The sequence below is a fragment of the Vibrio sp. R78045 genome (genome assembly GCF_042466085.1).
Taxonomy (GTDB): Bacteria; Pseudomonadota; Gammaproteobacteria; order Enterobacterales; family Vibrionaceae; genus Vibrio; species Vibrio cyclitrophicus.
On sequence record NZ_JAXHBS010000008.1, the window covers coordinates 409,853 to 431,945 of the forward strand.

At 44.5% G+C, this 22,093-nt stretch carries 14 protein-coding genes; 4 read left to right on the forward strand and 10 right to left on the reverse strand.

All coding sequences use genetic code 11. The annotated features are described in order from the left end of the window. Positions 1 to 12: 12 nt before the first annotated feature. From SJY39_RS04380 to hemL, 9 genes are all read right to left on the reverse strand, one after another. Complete coding sequence (locus SJY39_RS04380) at positions 13 to 1,008, reverse strand: ABC transporter ATP-binding protein (protein WP_010436038.1); 996 nt, start codon at positions 1,006 to 1,008, stop codon at positions 13 to 15. Positions 1,009 to 1,095: 87 nt separating this feature from the next. Then, positions 1,096 to 2,079 carry an ABC transporter ATP-binding protein gene (locus SJY39_RS04385; protein WP_009847564.1) on the reverse strand — a complete coding sequence of 328 codons (984 nt, stop codon included), beginning with the start codon at positions 2,077 to 2,079 and terminating at the stop codon, positions 1,096 to 1,098. 2 nt (positions 2,080 to 2,081) lie between these two features. Beyond that, entirely contained in the window at positions 2,082 to 3,107 is a 1,026-nt protein-coding gene (locus SJY39_RS04390) for an ABC transporter permease (protein ID WP_009847563.1), read from the reverse strand. Positions 3,108 to 3,109: 2 nt separating this feature from the next. Then, positions 3,110 to 4,096, reverse strand: a complete 987-nt coding sequence (locus SJY39_RS04395; RefSeq protein ID WP_010436046.1) for an ABC transporter permease — start codon at positions 4,094 to 4,096, stop codon at positions 3,110 to 3,112. Positions 4,097 to 4,265: 169 nt separating this feature from the next. Beyond that, on the reverse strand, positions 4,266 to 5,948 hold the full coding sequence (locus tag SJY39_RS04400; RefSeq protein ID WP_016768984.1) for an ABC transporter substrate-binding protein: 1,683 nt from the start codon (positions 5,946 to 5,948) through the stop codon (positions 4,266 to 4,268). 708 nt (positions 5,949 to 6,656) lie between these two features. Next, entirely contained in the window at positions 6,657 to 10,046 is a 3,390-nt protein-coding gene (locus tag SJY39_RS04405; protein ID WP_016793794.1) for a response regulator, read from the reverse strand. Between the two features lie 216 nt (positions 10,047 to 10,262). Further along, positions 10,263 to 11,285 carry a 16S rRNA (guanine(1207)-N(2))-methyltransferase RsmC gene (gene rsmC / locus SJY39_RS04410; RefSeq protein WP_010436055.1) on the reverse strand — a complete coding sequence of 341 codons (1,023 nt, stop codon included), beginning with the start codon at positions 11,283 to 11,285 and terminating at the stop codon, positions 10,263 to 10,265. A 110-nt stretch (positions 11,286 to 11,395) separates the two neighbouring features. After that, complete coding sequence (locus SJY39_RS04415; RefSeq protein WP_009847558.1) at positions 11,396 to 12,481, reverse strand: AI-2E family transporter; 1,086 nt, start codon at positions 12,479 to 12,481, stop codon at positions 11,396 to 11,398. Positions 12,482 to 12,823: 342 nt separating this feature from the next. After that, positions 12,824 to 14,119 (reverse strand): glutamate-1-semialdehyde 2,1-aminomutase, encoded by a 1,296-nt coding sequence (gene hemL, locus SJY39_RS04420; RefSeq protein ID WP_010436060.1) that lies wholly within the window; start codon positions 14,117 to 14,119, stop codon positions 12,824 to 12,826. Between the two features lie 296 nt (positions 14,120 to 14,415). On the opposite strand from hemL, the gene erpA reads away from it, so the two are divergent. The 3 genes from erpA to SJY39_RS04435 all read left to right on the forward strand — a co-directional run bounded on the left by erpA (position 14,416) and on the right by SJY39_RS04435 (position 19,347). Then, on the forward strand, positions 14,416 to 14,757 hold the full coding sequence (gene erpA / locus SJY39_RS04425; protein WP_004734539.1) for an iron-sulfur cluster insertion protein ErpA: 342 nt from the start codon (positions 14,416 to 14,418) through the stop codon (positions 14,755 to 14,757). 341 nt (positions 14,758 to 15,098) lie between these two features. Then, positions 15,099 to 16,223 (forward strand): efflux RND transporter periplasmic adaptor subunit, encoded by a 1,125-nt coding sequence (locus tag SJY39_RS04430; protein ID WP_016793795.1) that lies wholly within the window; start codon positions 15,099 to 15,101, stop codon positions 16,221 to 16,223. Between the two features lie 10 nt (positions 16,224 to 16,233). Beyond that, complete coding sequence (locus tag SJY39_RS04435) at positions 16,234 to 19,347, forward strand: efflux RND transporter permease subunit (RefSeq protein WP_102312952.1); 3,114 nt, start codon at positions 16,234 to 16,236, stop codon at positions 19,345 to 19,347. Between the two features lie 72 nt (positions 19,348 to 19,419). Here the strand turns inward: SJY39_RS04435 and SJY39_RS04440 are convergent, their stop codons facing one another. After that, positions 19,420 to 20,709, reverse strand: a complete 1,290-nt coding sequence (locus SJY39_RS04440) for a peptidoglycan DD-metalloendopeptidase family protein (protein ID WP_010436072.1) — start codon at positions 20,707 to 20,709, stop codon at positions 19,420 to 19,422. Positions 20,710 to 20,838: 129 nt separating this feature from the next. Here SJY39_RS04440 and tyrS point away from each other — a divergent pair, with 129 nt between their 5' ends. Then, positions 20,839 to 22,026 (forward strand): tyrosine--tRNA ligase, encoded by a 1,188-nt coding sequence (tyrS, locus tag SJY39_RS04445; protein ID WP_004734518.1) that lies wholly within the window; start codon positions 20,839 to 20,841, stop codon positions 22,024 to 22,026. Positions 22,027 to 22,093: the final 67 nt, after the last annotated feature.

A 22,093-nucleotide genomic window follows, 5' to 3' on the forward strand; every position in this document is an offset into this window, starting at 1 on the left:
GGCATTTATTGCTTAGCTTTCGTGTAGGTAACAACGTACAAAGTGGTTATCGGCTAATTGCGTAACCCCTGGTAACTGCTCTTTACACTTATCCATTGCATGAGTACAACGACCTGCAAATGGGCAACCAGCTGAGACTGGTGTCCAAAGAGGGATTTCCCCTTTGTTACCTGCCAGTTTCTCGTGGATCGATTTCTTCGGATCTGGAACTGCCGAAACCAATAGCTGAGTGTAAGGGTGTTGAGGGTCAGCAATAACGTCATCGGTATCGCCCCATTCCACCATGTGTCCTACGTACATCACTGAAAGATCTTCAGCGATGTAACGAGCGGTTGCGATATCGTGAGTGATGTAAAGAAGAGACATTTGCTTCTCAAATTTCATCTCTTCCATTAGGTTTAAAACACCAGCACGAATCGATACATCAAGCATTGACGTAGGTTCATCGGCTAATACAACTTCTGCACCTACTGCGATATTACGAGCTAGGTTGACACGTTGACGCTGACCACCAGAGAGTTGGTGAGGGTACTTCTCTGCCGTTGCTTGTGGTGGTACTAAGCCAACTTGCTCTAGAAGATCGTACACACGCTCCTGTAACTCTTTCTTGTTACCTGGAGATACTTTTTTGTGGATCAACAATGGTCGAGCAATGTGGTGGAAGATGTTATGTGTTGGGTTCAGGGAACCAAACGGGTCTTGCCATACCATTTGCACGCCTTCACGGTAATGCATAAGATCTTTTCTGCTTGAGATCTCTTGGATATCACGGCCTTTGTATTCGATTGTACCGCCCGAAGGCGCGTACATTTTTGCGATCATTTTTGCTGTTGTTGATTTGCCTGAACCAGACTCACCAACCACCGCTAGACCGCGGCTTTTGTACATCTTGAATGACACGTCGTTAATCGCACGCATCATTGGGGTTTGAATTGTGGTACTGCTTATTGGGAAGTCTTTTACGACATTCTTGCCTTCTACCAATAATTGACCGAAATCTTTGCTCATAATTGTCTCCAGAATCCTTATTCGCTTTGCTTGCATTTCGGCGGTCGAACCGCCTTATTCGTTATTCACGCTGAATCAGCGTGCAAGCTATAGCTTCCTTTGTACTATTGGGTCACCGTACAGGTGGCAGTTAGACAAATGCCCCGGGTCGATAGAACGCAGCTTGGTTGGTACCTTGGTACACGTTTCATGTACACGGTCACAACGAGCTTGGAAACGACACCCTTCAGGAATCTCTAACAAGTTCAGAGGGTTGCCCGGAATGCCCGCTAGTTTTGTCTTTGGCCCTGTTAGTGGAGGGAAAGAACTTCCCAGCCCTTTGGTATAAGGGTGGTAAGGGTTTTCTAGAATATCTTGAGCATTAGCAACCTCGATAAGTTCACCTGAATACATGATGCCGATGCGGTCAGAGAACTCGACCATCAATGACAAATCATGGGTGATGAACAGAATAGAGAAGCCAAATTCTTCTTTCAGTGCATAGATCTTTTGTAGGATTTCGCGCTGAACAACCACATCAAGCGCGGTCGTTGGCTCATCCATAATGATCAGCTTTGGATTCAATGCTAACGCGATAGCAATAACCAAGCGCTGACGCATGCCGCCAGAGAATTGGTGAGGGTAGTCACTCAATCGGCTTGGGTGAATATCTACGATTTCAAGTAAACCTTCAGCGCGTTGCTTAGCTTGCTCACGAGTCATGTTGGTGTGACGCATAATTACGTCACAGAACTGCTCTTCCATTGGTAATACTGGGTTGAGTGCGTTCATCGCACTCTGGAATACCATCGACATCTCGCTCCAACGGAATGCTTGCATACGGTCATCACTGTATTCAAGAATGTTCTCACCATTGAAGATAACCTCACCACCACTGATGTAAGCGGGTGGCTTATGTAGACGCATAAGAGAGAAAGCAACGGTTGATTTACCACAGCCAGATTCACCAGCTAGGCCAAATACTTCACCTGGAGCAATGTCGAAACTTACGTTGTTACACGCACGAACATCGCCAGACTCTGTGATGTAATCCACGCATAAATTGCGGATAGAAATTAGTGGTTCAGACATGATTATTTATCTCCGCTCCAAAGTGCATTTTGTGGTGGTAGTTCTGGTTCACGTTCTTCTTTGTCTTGTGCTGCTAATTTCTTCCAACGCTTCATGCCTTTGTGAGAACGCAGTTGCGGGTTGGCAATTTCATCGACAGCGAAGTTAAGTAGAGCAAGACCAGTTACAAGTAGTGTCAGTGCGATACAAGGAGCCAATAGTTCCCACCAAGCGCCAATCAGCATTGATGAAGAGGTTTGAACGTTGTAAAGCATGATGCCCCAGCTGATTGTGTTCGGGTCACCAAGACCTAGGAACGAAATCGTTGCTTCCATCATGATTGCGTACATCACCGAACCGATGAAGCTCGCGCCAACGATAGAGATAAGATTTGGAAGAATCTCTACGAAGATAATACGGAATGAAGATTCACCCAGAACTTCAGCGGCTTTTACAAACTCCTTTTCACGCAGTGCTAAGGTTTGGGAACGAACAACACGAGCGCCCCAAGCCCAGGACATAAAGCCGATAACCAAGGTTATGGTGAGTGGCCCTGCCTCACCGATAAAGGCTGCAACTACGAACAGTAATGGGTATTGAGGAATAACCAACATGATATTCATTGCGGCTGTCAGAACATCATCGACACGTCCGCCAAAGTAACCCGCAGAAACACCGATCACTGTTGCAAGCAAGCATACGGTAAGACCTGCACCAAAACCTACAGCAAGAGATACGCGTGCGCCGTATACCACTTGTGACCAAACGTCACGACCCATACGAGTTGTCCCCAGTACGTGGTCTGCCTTCTTAGACATTATCAACGTACGACGATCGTCTGCTAGGTTTTGAGCAACCCAGCCATCAGGGTTAGTTTGTGCAGACTTCACCACGAAGCCAGGGTATTCGTGTGGATTACCTGTACGCTTGTCTGGAACATGTTTTGTGATCAATGGAGCCGCAATAGCACCAAGAATAAAAATACTTAGGATGATGACGCCTGTTAGGGCCATCGGGTTACGCCAAATGAGTTTTAGAATATCTTTCATGATTATTTACCACCCTTACGAAGACGAGGGTCAAGAACAACGTAAAGCATGTCTGCAACTAAGTTAAAGAACAGCATGAATAGCGTCATGATAAGCAGTTGACCTTGCAGTACTTGGTAGTCACGAGCGTTAATTGCGTTGAAAAGTACGCTGCCAAGACCTGGGTAGTTAAAGATGATTTCGATAATCAACTGACCACCGATTGCCATACCTAGTGACATCGAAAGTGCCGTCACACTTGGTAGCATCGCGTTACGAGCTGCGTAGTTGAATACTACTCGGTTTTCGCTCAAGCCTTTGCCTTTCGCCATGGTGATGTAGTCTTCAGCTAGCAGGTTGATCATGTTGTTACGCATGTTTACTAGGAAGCCACCAATCTGAACAATAGATGCACATAGCAAAGGTAAGAAGGCGTGGAAAGCGACATCTTTAATGAATGCCCAGCTTGTCCAATCCGGAATCGTACCTGCGGTATAGGCGTAGCCGGTTGGGAACCATTTCAAGCCGATTGCGAAGGTAAACAGCGCAATCATGGCAATAACAACTTGAGGAACAGCTTGGAGAATCAGCATCCCTGGAGTTACAAATGCATCGTATTTACTGCCGCGTTTCCATGCTGCGAAAATACCTAGGATTGAACCAATAGAGAAAGAAAGAATAACCGCTGTGCCAGCTAAGAAAAGCGACCAACCGAATGCACCACCCAGCAGTGTATTTACTGAAAGTGGGTAGAATTGGATTGATGTACCAAGCTCCCAGCTAAGAATGTTCTTCATGTACGCCACGTATTGAACTAATAAGCCGCCATCAACGAAGCCTAATAATTCTTTCATTGCAGCAATACGTTCAGGAGTAACTTGAACAGAAGCGTTCGCAAACATCATGGTAACTGGGTCACCAGGCATTGCTCTTGGAATAATAAAGTTTAACGTCGCTGCGACTAATAGCGCGACAAAATAAAATGACAAACGTCTTAAAAAATAACCCATAACTCACACCTTACTCACCCAGATTGTTTCCCTGTTTCTGGATTCAGGTCGCTCCTAGCGAAATTTGGAACGAAAAATCCCCTGACGACTAGCGCCATACTTTCAATTGATAGTGTGGGGATTTTTATAAGCGGCGTAAGAGGTTACGCCGCAAAGATTGAACGATTACTTATTTAACTGGTTTTAGGTCCAGTACATGAAGTAGACGCTCTGGAATACCAGCCCAAATGTTTGGACGGCCTTTTGGATTTTCTTCGTTCCACCAACCAGTGAATCGAGTTGTGTTGTATTGGTACATGTAAGCACCAGACATCACAGGGATTGTTACTTGGTCTGCAGCGATAATTTGCTGGATGCCATGTGCAATATCTAGCTGTTCGTTCTTATCAGCTGTTTTGTAGAAGCTGTTTAGAAGACCATCCAGCTTGTCGTTTTTGTAGAAGTGCATAGCGAAACGAGGCATACCATCACCAGATTGTAGTGATGAGTTGTAAGCACTGTTCCAGTAAGTGTATGGATCCGCACCGTGGAAGTAGTTTGTGTATGCTACGTCGTATGTACCTTCAAGCATTGCTTGGTTGTAAACAGAGAAGTCAGGTGTACGAGCTTTCGCTTTAATACCGATTTCGTTCAGTTGTTCTACCGCTAGTTGAACTGTGTTGTTGAAGTCAGTCCAGCCGTTTGGCGATTGAATCATTAGTTCGAAAGACTTGCCAGATGGAGTGTCAACAAAACCATCTTTGTTTACATCTTTGAAGCCTGCGTCAGCAAGAAGCTTCTTCGCGCCTTCAGCGTTGTAAGTGTTGAAACCTTTGTACTTGTCATGAGTTTTTTCATCAGACCAAGCTTCAAAAGCGTAACCAAGACCCGATGCGAAATCGTTCACAGTACCGCCACCGTAGAATGCGATATCGATGATAGTTTGACGGTCAAGAGCCATAGAGAAAGCACGACGGAATTCAACGTTGCTCAATGCTTCATGCTTTGCAGCATCAGGGTGCTTGAAGTTAACGATGAATGCCTGTGTACCTGCTGGCGGGTACCAGTAGTGGTGTTTCGGGCTAGCTGCTGCGTATGTACGGTCGATATCTGGAACGAAAGAAGATGTCCAGTCCATTTCACTGTTTACAACTTTACCTAGGAACTGGTCGTTGTTCGCAATTTGTGGAACACGTAGACAGTCAACATCTAGGTTGTCAGCATCCCAGTAGTTCGGGTTTTCACACTGAATGTAAAGTTGAGCTGTAAACGTATCGATTTCTGTAAATGGACCAGAACCCACTGGATTTTCATTAGTGAAAGTTGATGGGTCTTTAATGTCTTTCCAGATGTGCTTAGGTACTACTGGTACTTTAGCAATCTCATAAGGTACGTTCGAGTTTGCTTCTGTTAGGCTGAACTTAACTTGGTGATCGTTCAGTTTTTCTACAGAAGTTACCCAAGAGTTGATACCAGACTGGTCAAGCTCTGGCTTCTCTTTTACAAGGTTGAAAGAAAAAACAACATCATCAGCAGAGAAAGTTTCTCCATCAGACCATTTAACACCCTTACGAATGTCGAAAACAACACTCATCAGATCATCTGACATCTTGAAGTTTTCAGCTAGACGGAACACTGGAGTGTTACCGTGCATTTCGTTAAATACTACTAGCGGCTCATACATGAAGTCAGTTGTAGTATGTAGGTTAGTAGCACCAAGGTACGGGTTAAAGTTACGTACGAATGTAGTGTACTCTTTCGGGTGAACGGTCAGTTCGCTGCGTTCTGCAGCAGTTGCTACTGATGCAAAACCTGTTGTAGCAGTTGCAATAATTGCTGTTGCTAGTGCTGTTTTTTTTATATTGGCAAGCATAGCTGTTCCTTACTATTTGCTTTCATTTCGCTAATGGATTGAATGTTATCTGTCGCTAATTGTTTAGTAGATACACACTCTAGTTAAAGGCCTACCTCTTCTTCGTTGCTCCAGATTCATCGTTGATTCTGAGAAGTGGTAAGAGTGGCCTGTAGGCCTTTGGCAGGAGTAAGAAAACACCTTATCGATGAATTAATCAAACTCGTTTCCCGTCAAAAACGTTAAAAACACACAACCCCACGTCATTAACGTCAAAATAGGGCGGATTGATGGTTTTTTGCGCGCAATTGTTAGAGTGATGTGACTCGCAGTTGAATTTGTAGTGATACTTAATTGTTAGTACTTACTTACTTGAGGTTCATTTTATTATAGGGGGTTGTTTGGTTTTGATGTAATTGTAGATCTTGGTCACTTGCTAATTTTACGTTAAATTTCTCTAGAAAATTAAATCTGCCGTTCTGTTGTGACTCGCTTCTCAAACTGCAACAAAGAGTAGGGGGATAGTGAAATTCAGCCAAGAATAAGCTTAAAAATAGCGGTTGAACTAGTGATTGTTTAAGCTTGAGTAACGTGTCATTTTGCTTGTTTAATATCGTGAAAGAAGTGTATTTGAATAGACGTTATTGTGCTTTATCGCAAATGATACTCACAAAAAAGCCCACGCTAGGTGGGCTCCATGATTCACAGTGTTGTGATCTTACTTCAAGGTTAACTAGTCAGTAGTTTCTGTAGTTTATCCCTTAGCATCTCAATATGAGTTCTTTCTGGTGTTTGTTCTTTACAGTGCTCAAGTATGAATTCGATTGAGCTTAGTACCGTTCGCCAGCGAGGCGTTTTCGGTAGGGTTTCGACGCGTAGGTATTTGTCTAGCGTTCGAGTTTGCAGGGTGCTGCGGTCTAAATAGACGCGCCACAACCCACTTTTCTCTGCGAAGGCAAACTTGGTTTCACCAGTAACAGACTCCCAGTAGATGATGGCATTAGTCATGACATCGACTAGTACTTCACGCATCAGTTCTTGTTTGTTTTTACCTTCACCGCTCGCTTTATCAGCAAGGCGAGTAAACTCACCGCCAAGTTCCTTGAGCTGTTGTAGTTTATCTTTGTCACCTTCAAAGGCGTAGCTTGAAAGTGCTTCAACCGCGGTTTCAAGATTATTAACTCGGTTTGAGTTAACACCACCACCCACATTAAAGATATACATTGTGTCGAGCCCTGAGCCTTCAGGTAGCTTAAGGATATCACTTGGTATGCGCTGACGTGTGTCATCTATGTAGATATCAATATCACCACAGTAATGGGCTTGTTCCACTTTAAGATATTTAGGCGCGATTATCTCGTCGGCCATTGAACGCTTGAGTTGTTCTTGCCCACGTCTAAATAGTTTCGCTGCCGCTTCGTTGGCGAAGCGAATACGTTGGTCATCACGAATACATATAATGGCTTCAGGGGCTGATTCTAGTTGTTCTAGCAGTCGACCTTGAGTTTCCAACAGGTTAGCTTCAACCATAGCTCTATGCTTGAGTTCCAGTTGCAGTTGGTCGTTTTCAAGGCGTCTCTGTTCGGCTTTACTTGCTGATAGATGCGCTGTAATTCGAGCGGCCAGTTCTTGTTTGTTGAACGGTTTAGATAAATAGTCATTGGCACCTGCTTCGAAACCTCGAACACGGTCTTCTGCTTGGTTGAGTGCCGTTAGCATGATGATTGGTAACTGTGCATGATCGTATCGCTTACGAAGTGCTTCACAAACCTGATAGCCGCTCATACCTGGCATCATGATATCGAGCAGAAGTAGCTCTGGTTTCTCTTTCTCAATCAGTTCAATGGTTTCAGGGCCGTCACATGCGGTACGAACTCGGTAACCTTCCAATTTTAAGAAGCTGTCTAGCACGCGCAGGTTGACTGGCTCATCGTCAGCAATCACTAACAACGGACCATTAGGGTCTTCGTTGATAACACTGTTTTCTTGCTGAGAGTTATCAATTAAATCTGGGGCTTGGAAGTGTGAGTAGCTCCCTGATTCATTGTAACTATCCAATTCTTGTTGGGTAGCTAGAGGTAATGTGAAGCTGAAGGTTGTCCCAAGCATTGGTTGACTACTCACGTACAACGAGCCGCCCATTAGTTCAATGAGCTGACGGCTAATGGATAACCCAAGCCCTGCACCTTGGCGATAGTTACTTGAATCTTGGCCTGCTTGAATCAGTGGTTCAAAGATGTGTTCAAGGTATTCTGCTGGGATACCTTGACCTGTATCGACAACTTGTACACGAATGTTGTCGTCGATAACGCTTGCTGAGATAACAATCTTGCCTTCGGATGTGTACTTGATAGCATTGCCAACCAAGTTATACATGACTTGCTCAAGTCGTTGAGGATCGGATGAAACGAGCCCTAAATCACTCGGCACTTGGTTAATGATACGGATTGGTTTGTTACCTAACAGGTGATGAGATAACTCAAGTACCAAGCTGGTGGCAGCCGACAGGTCAACCGCTGACTTTTTAATGTCCAAGCTGCCATAACGCATTTTGTGATAATCGAGAAGATCATCAACCAATGTTGCCAATCTCTGACCACTATTGATGATGATATCCAGTTGGTATTTCTGGCTGGCAGGAATAGGGCCGTTGGCACCAGATATCAGCGCTTCAGCAATACCAACCATGCCATGCAATGGCGTTCTCAATTCATGTGAGGTGGTGGCTAAGAACTCATCTTTCAGTTTATTGGCCAGTTGCAACTCTTCGTTTTGCTTTTGAATGGTCTTAAGGTTGTCCTCTAGTTCATCGTTTTGGCTCTTGATCAGCTGCATTTTGTCACGAATCGATCGCTGCATTCTTTCGAAACTCACCGCCAAGCGACCTATTTCATCTTTGCGTTCGGTATTGATCATGGTTTCATCAAGATCTCCCGCCGAGACTTTCTCGGCAGCCCACGTCAGTTTAAGTAGTGGGGAAGTGATAAAGTTAGACAGATAATGCGATGCGACAAATACAAGAATGATCGCTGTTAGCATAACGATCACGAAGATCTTTTCTAGCTGATGAATACGAGCAAAGGCTTCTTTTTCTGGAAGTTCCACGACCAAAGCCCATGTTGCGTATTTAAGATCAATAGGAGTGTAGGCTGCGATGATCGCTTGATCTTGAGTGTTATCAAACGTCCCAACGGCTGTTTCACCGGCAAGTGCCTTATCGACAACATCCAAACTCAAATTAATCGACTCTTGTGAGTGCGCAAGGCTGCGAGGAAAGTGATCGTCACCAACCAAAAGGGTTTGAATATTTGAGCGCTTATTTAAATCGGCGATCAGCTTAGTAATGCCGTTAATCGGTAGTCTAAACATCGCATAACTGTGTAGATAGCCCTGTTGTACGATAGGCGCACCTAACCATGCGGTTTGTTTTCCGTCTTCGTCTTTAAAGTCGGAAACAATAACGGGCGTGTAATCTTCGTTGGATTTACGTTTGTCTTTTACGTCTTTTGCTAAGCGTTGAAAGGTAACACCGAGATTTGAATCTTTGTATTTTCCAGTCAGCAAATTGGTGCCGTAATCGTCATATTTAAACACCGAATAAGCCACATTGCCGTTAATATCAACCAATAAGATATCGTCAAAATCGGAGCGTTTAAGCAGCTCTAGGTAAGCGTTATGGTAGCGCTTGTGCAGCAGACGATAACGTTCACTGCCTATAAAGCTGCTGGATTCTGGAAGAATCGATGTTTTAATTTGATCGCCGGAGCCTTGGATGTAGCGTTGCTGAGCATTGCTACGTGCCTCGTCAATATCTAAACCGAGACGCTGGAAGGCGTTAATCAAACCATAAAAGCGTCCGCCACTGGCATTGGCCAATTCTGAGCGAACAAAGCCCATGACTTGGGATTCTTGAGCTTGCAGGTAATCGACAATTTGCTGCTGCTTAGTATCACGAACCGAAACAAGGTGTGAGGTGCTTTGTTCCTGAAGATCCTGACTGTGCGATTGGAGGAAAAATATCGCGATAAGTGTCACTGGTGTAATACTGAGGACAAGAAATGCCAACATTAGGGTATTTTGAAGGCGCTTAAACTTCTGCTTACGATAGAATCTAAACATAAATTGGGTACTACTTTCCTTTGATGTACTGCTAAAAGGGGCGAAAACAAGTACAGAGAATAGAATTAACGGGTTCCAATTTAACGAAATTAACGAGTTTTTTTACTTTGACAAGTAAGTGGTATTTAAAGCGTGTGCAAAAGCTCATTTTTATAGAATTTTGACAAAAACATGAACAGACAGCGCAGATAATGACCCTGCGCTGTGCTAGATAGGTTATTTGTTTGCGTGATAGATCGCGAATTTAGTGGTCTTATTTAGAGTCGCGCATTTTCCAAACGCCTGTTCAATAATTGGAATATATTTTAAGAAACTGTTCGCAACAATAATCATTTCACCAGAACGCTTCAAATGCTTAGGAGCCTGAGCAAGTAAGGTCTCAGTCGCGCTGTAGCTAGTGTCCAAACCTGAATGGAATGGTGGGTTACTGATGATGAACTGGTAGTCTTCTGCAGTATCAGAATAGACATCTGAAGCGAAGACTTTACCCGTTAAACCATTCGCTTCGAGGGTCGCTTGGCTTGATGCGACGGCAAATGCACTGATGTCGCACATTTCTAGATCGATATCAGGGTGACGAGATGCCATTACTGCGCCCAGTACGCCTGCACCACAGCCAAAGTCGAGTACTTTGCCTTTTAGTTTTGGCAGGGTATCCAACAGAAGTTGGCTACCAACATCGAACTGACCGTGACTGAAGACGCCAGGCAGGCTTTTTACCGTCAGAGGTTGTTCATCAATGTTAACTGTGTAGGTCTTAAACCAGTCTTGCAGGTTGAACGCTTGTGGTTGCTCGAAGCATTGACCCCAGTAGAAAGAGCAACGACGAGCTGAATCGTATTTAACGACTTTGCCGTAAGGAGCAAACATCTTCTCGATGCTTTTCACGCCTGAACGGTTCTCACCAACCACGACGATCTCGGTATCTTTGCCTAGCTTGGCAAACAGCATCGCCAACAAAAATTCTGCTTCCGCTTTGGCTTTTGGCCAGTACAGCATCACTAAGTCAGCTTCGGTCTCTTCGGTAAACTCTGAACCGTAAAAGCGTTGGATGCTGCTATAACCTTCAAGCTGACGGTAGTAGCTGTAATTAGAGGTGAATACAGATACAGATTCACAATGCTTGGCTAACTCAACAGGGAACAAGTCTTCTGCCTCACCTGCAACTAAAACATGTTTGCCTTCAAAATAGGCGAGTTGGCGTTGAGCAATCTGGCTTGGGGCAATATAAGCTGACATAGGACACTCTGTTGAATCGTTAGCAAAAAATGAGGGCGGATTTTCGCATAATCCGCCTAAAGCTTGAAGTGTTTAATACTCGTTCGCCAACCAAGTTGCCGAACAGTTGATTAACTCTTGTCTTGTTGGTTTAAAAAGTCCTTAAACTCTTCATCGTAGATGTTGAATAGAACAATGGTAATCGCAAAAATTAGTGGGCCGTAGATAAGACCAATTAGGCCAAACAGTTGAATACCACCCAATAGCGAGAAGAAGATCATTAGGGTATTCATGCCAGCGCTGCCTTGCATTAACAGCGGACGCAACAGGTTATCAATTGAACCAACAATCGCCACACAGTAAACCGTTAGGAAAATCGCCCACGTGGTATCACCAGTTAGGAACAAGTAAGTTGCTGCTGGGATCCAGATTAATGCGGTACCCACAACTGGGATGAAAGAGGCAAAGCCCATCATAGTGCCCCAGAATAGGCCTGGGAAACCGGCAATCCACATACCTAAACCGCCCGCAAAACCTTGTGCTATTGCGGTTAAGAATGAACCCATTACAGCTGATTTCGATACTTGCTCTATCTCTGTTAGAAGTTTGTCTTCTTGGCTACGAGACAGCGGAAGAATATGACGAACCACACTGATGATTTTGTCATGATCTCTTAATAAGAAGAACAGAACAAACAGCATCAAGAAGAAATCCATCAAGAAATTGGTCGCATCACCAAGGATTTTTGCACTGATACCAACCAGTTTTGAGCCGAAGCTGGTCGCAAATTCACCGACTTTCTGTGCGATGGCTTGGGGCTCAATGTTGTCGAAAGGCAGGTAATTATTCACAAACGACAGCGCTTTGACCACTAACGGATGAGCAAACAGAGTCTGAATGCCACCGTGTGTCACCCATTGGTAGGTGTTTTGAGAAAACAAAGAGCCTTGCTGCACAATCGCTGCAAACACGGCTAATAAAGGGATAACAATAATAAAGGTCAAGATTACACATGAAAGTAGCGAAACGACGTTTTCTTTATTAGGGATCTTCTTTTCAAGCCACTCATGGATTGGGAACATCAATAGTGAAATGATAAAGGCCATCACGATTGAGTTGACGTACGGCTCTATAAGCAAGTAACAAGCATAAGCCGCCGCAAGTAGGGCAATGATGATCACCCAGTGGCTAGTATTGATTTTGAGTTTTTCTGACACGTTAATGGTCTCTATATTTGCGTTCTGAGTTTATAATGGCTGCAAAACAGAGAGTTAGCAATGAGGAGTTTTGATTATGGGGTGCTGTAATAAAGATAAGAAATGCCAAGACGAGGAACAGCAAATAAAAAAAGAGATCCCTTGGTTCAGAATGTTCCTTGGTACCTTGATGCTGTTGGTTTTTCTTTTCTGGGAACGTTAATCGCTTTTGGTTCAGCTTTAGCCTTAATTGACGGCTAAAAAACTGTCATATGTGTGGCTAATGAACACCATATATAAAAAAGGGCTGCATTTAATGCAGCCCTAAATTCAATCGGTTAGCGACTTATAAAGTGCTTTCGACTATTTGCTCTCAGCAGCGATGATCGCAAGAGAGCGGTCAGCAGCTTCTAGTGTTGCATCCAGTTCTTTAGAACCATGAGCAAGAGAAGTAAAGCTTGCTTCGAATGCTGAAGGTGCAAGGTAAACACCGTGATCTAACATTAGGTGGAAGAAGCGCTTGAAGCGTTCTACATCACACTTAGTTACATCTTCGTAGCACGTCACAGTTTCTTGATCTGTGAAGAAGAAACCAAACATACCGCCAACTTGATGAACTAGCATTGGGATGCCGTGCTTGTCAGCAAGTTGCTTGAAGCCTTTTGCCAACTGCTTAGTTTTTGAAGCTAGACGCTTTTCGTTGCCTTCTTCTCGTAGAAGGTTCAAACATGCGTAGCCAGCAGCCATTGCAACAGGGTTACCTGAAAGCGTACCTGCTTGGTAAACTGGGCCCGTTGGTGCGATGTATTGCATCACGTCTTTACGACCACCGAAAGCACCCACTGGCATGCCGCCGCCAATCACTTTACCAAGACATGTTAGGTCTGGCTTGATGTTGTAGTAAGCCTGAGCACAACCTTCAGCAACGCGGAAACCTGTCATTACTTCATCAAAGATTAGCAATGCACCTTCTTGGTCACAGATTTCACGTAGACCTTCGTGGAAGCCTTCGACAGGAGGGATACAGTTCATGTTGCCCGCTACTGGCTCTACGATGATACAAGCGATCTCGCCTTTGTTTGCTGCGAAGATTTCACGAACTGAATCTAGATTATTGAAGGTTGCTGTTAGTGTTAGTTTCGCAAAATCAGCTGGTACGCCAGGAGAGCTTGGTTGACCTAAAGTCAGTGCACCAGAACCTGCTTTTACAAGTAGGCTGTCTGCGTGGCCGTGGTAGCAGCCTTCAAACTTAAGAATTTTGTCACGACCAGTGAAACCACGAGCTAGACGAATCGCACTCATTGTTGCTTCTGTACCTGAGCTCACCATACGTAGCTGTTCCATCGATGGAACCATCTCAGATACAAGTTCAGCCATTTTGATTTCAGTTTCGGTTGGAGCACCGAAGCTAAGGCCGCGTTGAGCTGCTGCAATCACAGCATCACGAATAACAGCGTGGTTGTGACCAAGGATCATTGGACCCCAAGAGCCAACGTAGTCGATATACGCTTTACCATCAGCATCAAAAATAAGTGGGCCGTCAGCGCGTTCAACGAAGATTGGAGAACCACCTACGCCATTGAATGCACGAACTGGAGAGTTTACGCCACCAGGAATAGTTTGCTGTGCTTTTTCGTATAGCTCTGCTGATTTGGTCATTGATATATCCTCTTTTGACTGTCGGACCAATTGGCACGCATTGTACCTATCCACAATCCAAGTAGGAATGCTTTCGCCCAGATAATCACCCGAATCTGGTTGTTTTGTGTGGTTACACGTTTTAATTGCTAGATATTAGCGACTTTACAGCAGTAAAAGGAGCGATCCTGTGGTGAATACTTGAACGTTTCAGTCAGGTATTAGATAATCATCAGAATATAAGAAAATACTCAACAACTATGGTCTCGAATTAGATTTGTATCATGTTGTTTTTGACACAGGTAAGAGAGGTTGTCGTGAGCGAAGTAAATATCCCATTGTCTTTTTCTGATGCAGCAGCTACCCGCGTACAAACGCTGATTGCTGAAGAAGAAAATCCAGAACTAAAACTGCGTGTATACATTACAGGTGGTGGTTGTAGCGGTTTCCAATATGGCTTCACATTTGATGAAAAAGTAAATGATGGCGACACTACGATTGTAAACAGCGGTGTAACGCTGGTTGTTGATCCAATGAGCCTGCAATACTTAATGGGCGGCATGGTTGATTACACTGAAGGCCTAGAAGGCGCACGTTTCTTTGTAAACAACCCTAATGCAACAACAACATGTGGTTGTGGCGCATCATTTAGCGTATAGACTGGCCCGAAAGTTAACTTGAGTTAAAAGTTATCTTGGAAATACTGTAAACGCCGAACTTATGTTCGGCGTTTTTGTTTTTAAGAAAATCATTATATAAAACAGAGAGTAAGCTAATCTATTCAATTCGTTTAGCTTATAAAAATATTTATAATTTCGATGTGTAATATTTGTCGCATCAGTTTGAATTATAGTAAACGCCATATTTTTTAAATTGTCGATAGCGTCCAACTTCGATCGGTGTTGCTCTGTTAAGGTAACTCTTTGTGCATCAGGATGTTGTACATTACGTTGTGCAATAAAATCGCACACCTAAACCACATGGCACAAAAGGATTTGGTATGTCTACTCAATTTTCTGGCTCATCGCTTTCTCAAAAGTTCACGCAGCCTTGGTTAGTTTCACTTGCTCTTGTGATTTTATTGTCGATCTGGCTTGGCTTAGGAGTCGGGCAAGCGGAAGAGTCGCCGGCAAAAAAGTCGACAGAAATTCCGTTGGCAAAGGTATCCTTTCAAACATTCACCTCATCACCGACCTTTAAAACGATTGATCTCTATGGAAGAACGGCGCCCGATCGGCATGCTCGTCTAGGTGCAGAAGTCGCGGGCAAGATTGTCAGATTGAATGTTGTTAAGGGGGATATGGTTAAAGCAGGACAAGCCATTGCCCAGATAGATAAAGGTGATTTAGAGATTCAACTAGAGCGAGCATCTGCGTTATATCGCTTGAAGCAGAAAGAGTTCAAAGCGGCGCAGTCACTGAAGAAAAGAGGTCTGCAAGGTGAGATCGCCTACACCACCGCTGAGGCATCCTTAACTGAAGCAAAAGCCATAATGCGCAATGCGGAGTTGGCTTTAAAAAATACTGTAATTACCTCGCCTTTTTCGGGTGTGGTTCAGGATTTGATGGTCGAATTGGGTGATTTCGTTGGGGTTGGCGATCCAGTCGCGGGCGTGATTGACCTTGATCCTCTGGTTATTGAGGCTGATGTCAGTGAGCGCCATATCCAACACCTGTTAGTCAATCAATCTGCTTTGGTCCGTTTGTTAGGAAGAGAAGAAGCGGAAGGTCGGCTGCGTTACGTCTCTCGAATATCTTCGGCCTCAACCAATACCTTCCCAATTGAGATTGAAATCGATAACTCCGATGGTCTGTTACCTGCCGGTGTCAGTGCTGAAGTAACCCTCAATCTAGAAACAAGAGACGCAATCAAGATAACACCGGCGATGCTGGCATTGGATGAGGCGGGTAACCTCGGGGTCAAAACCTTGGTCTCTGCTAGTGACTCACCAATGGTGAAGTTTGTGGGCATCCAATTAGTAAAGGCAGAACAAGATGGAGTCTGGCTTACTGGGCTAGGCCAACAAGTTGATATCATTACGGTTGGGCAAGGCTTTGTACGTGATGGTGATTCAGTGATTGCTATCGAGCAAAGTACTGAACTTTCTAAAGCGAAAGCTGAGTAGGAGATAGCAGATGTATTCAATTATTGATGCAGCTTTGTCTCGTGCACGAACAATGCTTTCGTTATTGGCGCTAATTCTTGTCGCAGGTGCAGTGACTTACATTACGATACCCAAGGAGTCGAGCCCCGATATTACCATCCCAATTATTTATGTTTCTGTCGGGCACCAAGGGATCTCGCCAACGGATGCAGAACGTTTATTGGTTCGACCTATTGAGCAAGAGCTTAGGTCAATCGAAGGCGTAAAAGAGATGACAGCAACCGCAGCAGAAGGGCACGCCTCTGTGGTGTTAGAGTTTAATGTTGGCGTCGATCTTACCAAAGCGATGGCGGATGTGCGCGATGCTGTCGATTTGGCCAAACCCAAGTTGCCAGAAGACAGCGATGAACCGACCGTAAATGAAGTAACACTCGCATCTGAACAACCAGTTTTGTCTGTTGTGCTATTTGGTACTGTTCCCGAACGTACCATTGTGCAAATTGCGCGAGAGGTTGGAGATAAATTAGAAAGCTATCGCCAAATTCTAGAAGTGGATATTGCAGGCGATCGTGATGACATCGTTGAAATCATCGTTGATCCGTTATTGATGGAAAGCTATAGCCTAGATCAAGCGGATATCTATAACCTGATCGCCTTGAATAACCGAGTAGTAGCGGCCGGTTTTGTTGATACGGGTTACGGGCGTTTTTCTGTCAAAGTCCCTTCTGTGTTTAACTCCTTAAAAGACGTACTTGAGTTGCCAATCAAAGTGGATGGTAAACAGGTCGTGACCTTTGGCGATGTGGCTACGGTTCGCCGAGCGTTTCGAGATCCTGAAAGCTTTGCCCGTTTAGATGGCAAATCCGCGGTTGTCTTGGATATAAAGAAGCGAGCGGGTGAAAACATCATTGAAACCGTTGAGCTAGTCAAGGCAGTAATGGCAGGTGCTCAGCAGCAAGCTGAATGGCCAAATAACCTTTTGGTCAAATACACTTGGGATGAATCTAAAGATGTGAAGATCATGCTCAACGATCTGCAAAACAATATCTTATCCGCCATCATTTTAGTGGTGATCGTGATCATCGCCATTCTTGGTGTTCGAACCGCTCTATTGGTCGGAATTTCAATTCCTGGATCGTTCCTCACGGGATTGTTGGTGTTGTCTGTGTTTGGTCTAACCGTCAACATCGTGGTGCTGTTCTCTTTGATCATGGCAGTGGGTATGTTGGTCGATGGCGCAATTGTGGTTACCGAATTTGCCGACAGGCGAATGCAAGAAGGTGAAGGGCGTAAAGCCGCTTACAGAGATGCTGCGAAACGTATGGCGTGGCCAATAACGGCATCAACGGCAACGACCTTAGCTGCGTTTGCTCCGTTACTGTTTTGGCCAGATGTGACGGGGGAGTTCATGAAGTTCCTACCATTAACATTGATTGCCACGTTAACTGCTTCATTGATTATGGCGTTGCTGTTTGTTCCAGTTCTAGGCGGCTTGATCGGTAAACCTCAATACGTTTCCCCTAAAAACCAAGCTCGAATGGTAGCACTACACAATGGTGACTTCTCACAAGCAACAGGTTTAACTAAAGCGTATTACCAGACACTATCGATTGCTATTGAACATCCGTTTAAGATTCTTGTTAGTGCGATTGTATTATCTATCGCAGTTGGTTTTACCTACTCAAAGGCAGGGCTCGGTGCAGAGTTTTTCCCAGAGGTTGACCCTCCATTCTTCAACGTTAAAGTTCGATCTCATGGTGATCTGTCTATTCAAGAAAAAGATTTGATCATGCGCGATATTGAACGAAAGATGCTCAATCATGATGAGTTTGACACGGTTTACACACGTACTGGCGGTGATGACCAGATTGGTTTGATATCGATTACTCCCGTTGATTGGCAATACCGCCGCAGTGTTAAGGCGATCATTGAAGAGTTAAAGGTGCAAACCGATCAATACGCTGGTGTTGAGATTGAATATAAGTTTCCAGATGCAGGGCCTCCGGTTGAGAATGACTTAGTGATTGAGCTTTCGGCCAAGACGCCAGAGCAGCTTAATCAAGCGGCAAAGATCGTCAGAAACTGGGCGGATGGTAATCAAGCACTGACCAATATCAGCGACACTGCAAGCAAAGACGGGATCGACTGGAAGGTGGATATTCGCCGAGAAGATGCTGCGCGTTTTTCGGCTGATGCTACCTTGGTGGGTAATACCGTTCAGTTTGTGACTAATGGATTAAAGATCGGTGATTACCTTCCTGATGATTCATCAGAAGAGGTCGATATCTTAGTGCGTTACCCGAATGATAAGAGAGACATTGGCCGCTTTGACCAGTTAAGAGTCAAAACACCGGCTGGTCTTGTTCCGATTACCAACTTCGCGCAGATTATTCCCGACCACAAGCAAGACACGATTAAGCGTCTTGATGGAAAGCGTGTAGTGAATATCATGGCGGATATGGAAGAGGGCTATAACCTTGCGCTTGAACTGCCGAAGATCGAGCAAGCGTTAAGCGAGTTGGGCTTACCGAGTAGCGTTGAGTTCCGTATCCGAGGTCAAAATGAAGAGCAAGAAAATTCTTCTGCTTTCTTACAAAGTGCTTTCTTAGTCGCTTTGGCGGTAATGGCTTTGATTCTGATTACTCAATTTAATAGCTTCTACCAAGCATTTTTGATTCTTAGCGCGGTGTTGTTCTCAACGGTTGGCGTGTTTGTTGGTTTGCTTATCTTCCAACGTCCGTTTGGTATAGTGATGTCTGGTATTGGGGTGATTGCATTGGCCGGAATTGTGGTAAACAACAATATCGTGTTGATTGATACCTATAACCAACTGATAAAGCGCGGCTTGGAGAAGCGAGATGCGATTCTCAGAACGGGAGTTCAGCGTTTAAGGCCAGTAATGCTGACCACGGTTACCACCATTTTAGGCTTGATGCCTATGGTGTTGGAGATGAACATCGATTTGATTAACCAAAAAATTGAGTTTGGTGCACCGAGCACGCAATGGTGGTCGCAACTCGCTACGGCTATTGCTGGAGGTTTGGCATTTGCAACGGTACTAACCTTGGTGCTGACGCCCTGTTTGCTGATGCTAGGGCGAGATAATAAACCCGATATACTCCAAAGCAACGACGATGAACGATAAGTACAGGTTCGACGGAAATAAAAAAGAGCACCTTGGTGGGCGCTCTTTTCGTTGGCTTATAGGGTTCTTAACCTAATTAGTCGCGAGCAACTGGCCGTATCGCTCAAGGTTATTCAGTCGAATCTCTGAGTTCGCAATAAATGTTGCTTTTGCTTTACCTGTTAACGACTTAGATTGAGGCAATTTCACGGTTCGCGCATTTTTATGTACACCATTGACCAAAAATTCATAGTGTAAGTGCGGGCCCGTCACTCGACCTGTACCACCCAAGGTACCAATGGTTTGGCCTTGTTTTACGCGCTGGCCAGCCTTAACCATGCGTCGCTTCATGTGCAGGTACTTGGTGATGTAGGTGTTGCTGTGTCGAATGAACACGTAGTTACCATTAAATTGGTTGTAACCTGATTTCTGAACGATGCCGTCACCGGCCGCCCAGATAGGTGTACCTACAGGGGCTGCGTAGTCTGTACCTCGATGAGCTCGAACCTTGCCTGTTACTGGGTGTTTTCTGTTTGGGTTAAAATTCGATGTTACACGACGGAAATCAATCGGTGAGCGTAGAAAGGCTTTCTTCATTGCGCGACCGTTCTCATCGAAATAGTTGCCACTCTTATCATCCAATACCGCAGTAAACGAATCACCTTGGTTTTTGAATACAGCCGCCATAATCTTACCGCGGCCAATCACTTCACCTTCTACTACTTTCTCTTGATACAAGATTTTGAAGCTGTCATTTTTACGAATATCCAATGCAAAATCGATATCCCAACCGAAGATCCCCGCCAATTCCATAATTTGGTTTGCAGTTAGGCCTGCACTGACGCCTGCATTCCAAAAGTTAGAGGTGATGTTGGCTTCGGCATAATTGTATTGGTAGGCCACTTCTTTTTTGTCGAGGCTAGAGGAGAATGAATCACCAGACTTAGTGATCTTAAAGCTTTCAAACGCACTAAGTTGTCGTTTTAATTGAATAAGGTCGTTGTTTTCATCGAAGCCGAACTGTAATACGTCGCCAGGTCTTAGATTTGATAGCTGTTTCTTAATATCATTGTTGGTATTGAGTAGGGTGATTAACAGGCGGTATGAGAGGCCAATTCGCTCGAATAAAACCGAGGTACTTTCACCTGAACGAACGGTATATCTCTCCCAGCTAAGCACAGCTGTTGGCGGAGCATCACTCGAACTCACAAGCGCCGATGCATTGATCGTGAGTGGGTAATGTTTCCCCACCACTAAAGCGCCCGTATCGTCACGTAAACTGCTGACATCGGGTAGTAAGAAAATCGCGACGAAAATTACGGCACTAAAAAATGCGATAAAAGCCCGGTGCAAAATAGGAAGGCGTGCAAAAATAGACAACATGTTCCGGTTCGTTCAGTAAATATTATGAAAATAGACGACGGAATAGTGTAACTGGTTTCAAAATACATCGCTATTCAAGTAAGATGTCTAATTATTATATTTTTGCCAAATCTGTGGGAGTGAACAAGAATGGCGAGTATTGAAGCTGCACTAGCCGAGATCAAACGTGGCGTAGAAGAACTGATTCCAGAAGACGAACTGATTGCTAAATTAAAAGAAGGTCGTCCTTTACGCATTAAACTGGGTGCCGATCCAACTGCTCCAGATATCCACCTAGGCCATACGGTTATCTTTAACAAGCTTCGTGCTTTCCAAGAGCTTGGTCATGAAGTGACATTCCTTATCGGTGATTTCACTGCAATGGTTGGTGACCCATCGGGTAAGAACTCAACGCGTCCACCGCTAAGCCGTGAAGACGTATTGAAGAATGCTGAAACTTACAAAGAGCAAGTATTCAAGATTCTAGACCCTGCGAAAACGCAAATTCGTTTCAACTCTGAGTGGCTATCTGAGCTTGGCGCTGAAGGCATGATTCGTCTTGCTTCTAACCAAACTGTTGCTCGTATGCTTGAGCGTGATGACTTTAAAAAGCGTTACGCTGGTGGTCAACCGATCGCAATCCACGAATTCATGTACCCACTTCTACAAGGTCACGACTCTGTTGCACTAGAGAGTGATGTTGAGCTTGGTGGTACTGACCAGAAGTTTAACCTTCTAATGGGTCGTGAGCTGCAAAAAGCAGCAGGTCAAAAACCACAAGCGGTACTGATGATGCCATTACTTGTAGGTCTAGACGGCGTTAAGAAGATGTCTAAGTCTGCGCACAACTACATCGGTATTAGCGAAGCACCAAGCGAGATGTTTGGTAAGATCATGTCTATCTCTGACGATCTAATGTGGAGCTACTACGAGCTACTGTCTTTCCGTCCACTTGAAGAAGTTGCGGAACTGAAAGCTGGCGTTGAGGCGGGCAAAAACCCTCGTGACGTTAAAGTACTGCTAGCGAAAGAGATCATTGCTCGTTTCCACAGTGAAGCGGATGCAGAAGCGGCTGAGCAAGAGTTCGTTAACCGTTTTGCTAAGAATCAAGTACCAGACGAAATGCCTGAATTCGAATTCGAAGCAGGCTTACCGATTGCTAACGTTCTAAAAGAAGCGGGTCTTGTAAACTCTACTTCTGATGCGATGCGTATGATCAAGCAAGGTGCTGCTAAGCTTGAAGGCGAGAAGATTGAAGACAGCAAATTCGTACCTGAAGCAGGTACTGCAGTTTACCAAGTAGGTAAGCGTAAGTTTGCTCGTATTACTATTAAGTAATAGTGCACATCAATAATTGAACAAAAGGCATCCACGGATGCCTTTTTTATTGACACAAAGTTGACGA

Excerpts from the sequence above, each read along its gene's own strand:
- SJY39_RS04380 (WP_010436038.1), bottom strand. The coding sequence starts at position 1,008 with ATGAGCAAAGATTTCGGTCAATTATTGGTAGAAGGCAAGAATGTCGTA.
- SJY39_RS04385 (WP_009847564.1), bottom strand. The coding sequence starts at position 2,079 with ATGTCTGAACCACTAATTTCTATCCGCAATTTATGCGTGGATTACATC.
- SJY39_RS04390 (WP_009847563.1), bottom strand. The coding sequence starts at position 3,107 with ATGAAAGATATTCTAAAACTCATTTGGCGTAACCCGATGGCCCTAACA.
- SJY39_RS04395 (WP_010436046.1), bottom strand. The coding sequence starts at position 4,096 with ATGGGTTATTTTTTAAGACGTTTGTCATTTTATTTTGTCGCGCTATTA.
- SJY39_RS04400 (WP_016768984.1), bottom strand. The coding sequence starts at position 5,948 with ATGCTTGCCAATATAAAAAAAACAGCACTAGCAACAGCAATTATTGCA.
- SJY39_RS04405 (WP_016793794.1), bottom strand. The coding sequence starts at position 10,046 with ATGTTTAGATTCTATCGTAAGCAGAAGTTTAAGCGCCTTCAAAATACC.
- rsmC (WP_010436055.1), bottom strand. The coding sequence starts at position 11,285 with ATGTCAGCTTATATTGCCCCAAGCCAGATTGCTCAACGCCAACTCGCC.
- hemL (WP_010436060.1), bottom strand. The coding sequence starts at position 14,119 with ATGACCAAATCAGCAGAGCTATACGAAAAAGCACAGCAAACTATTCCT.
- SJY39_RS04430 (WP_016793795.1), top strand. The coding sequence starts at position 15,099 with ATGTCTACTCAATTTTCTGGCTCATCGCTTTCTCAAAAGTTCACGCAG.
- SJY39_RS04435 (WP_102312952.1), top strand. The coding sequence starts at position 16,234 with ATGTATTCAATTATTGATGCAGCTTTGTCTCGTGCACGAACAATGCTT.
- SJY39_RS04440 (WP_010436072.1), bottom strand. The coding sequence starts at position 20,709 with ATGTTGTCTATTTTTGCACGCCTTCCTATTTTGCACCGGGCTTTTATC.
- tyrS (WP_004734518.1), top strand. The coding sequence starts at position 20,839 with ATGGCGAGTATTGAAGCTGCACTAGCCGAGATCAAACGTGGCGTAGAA.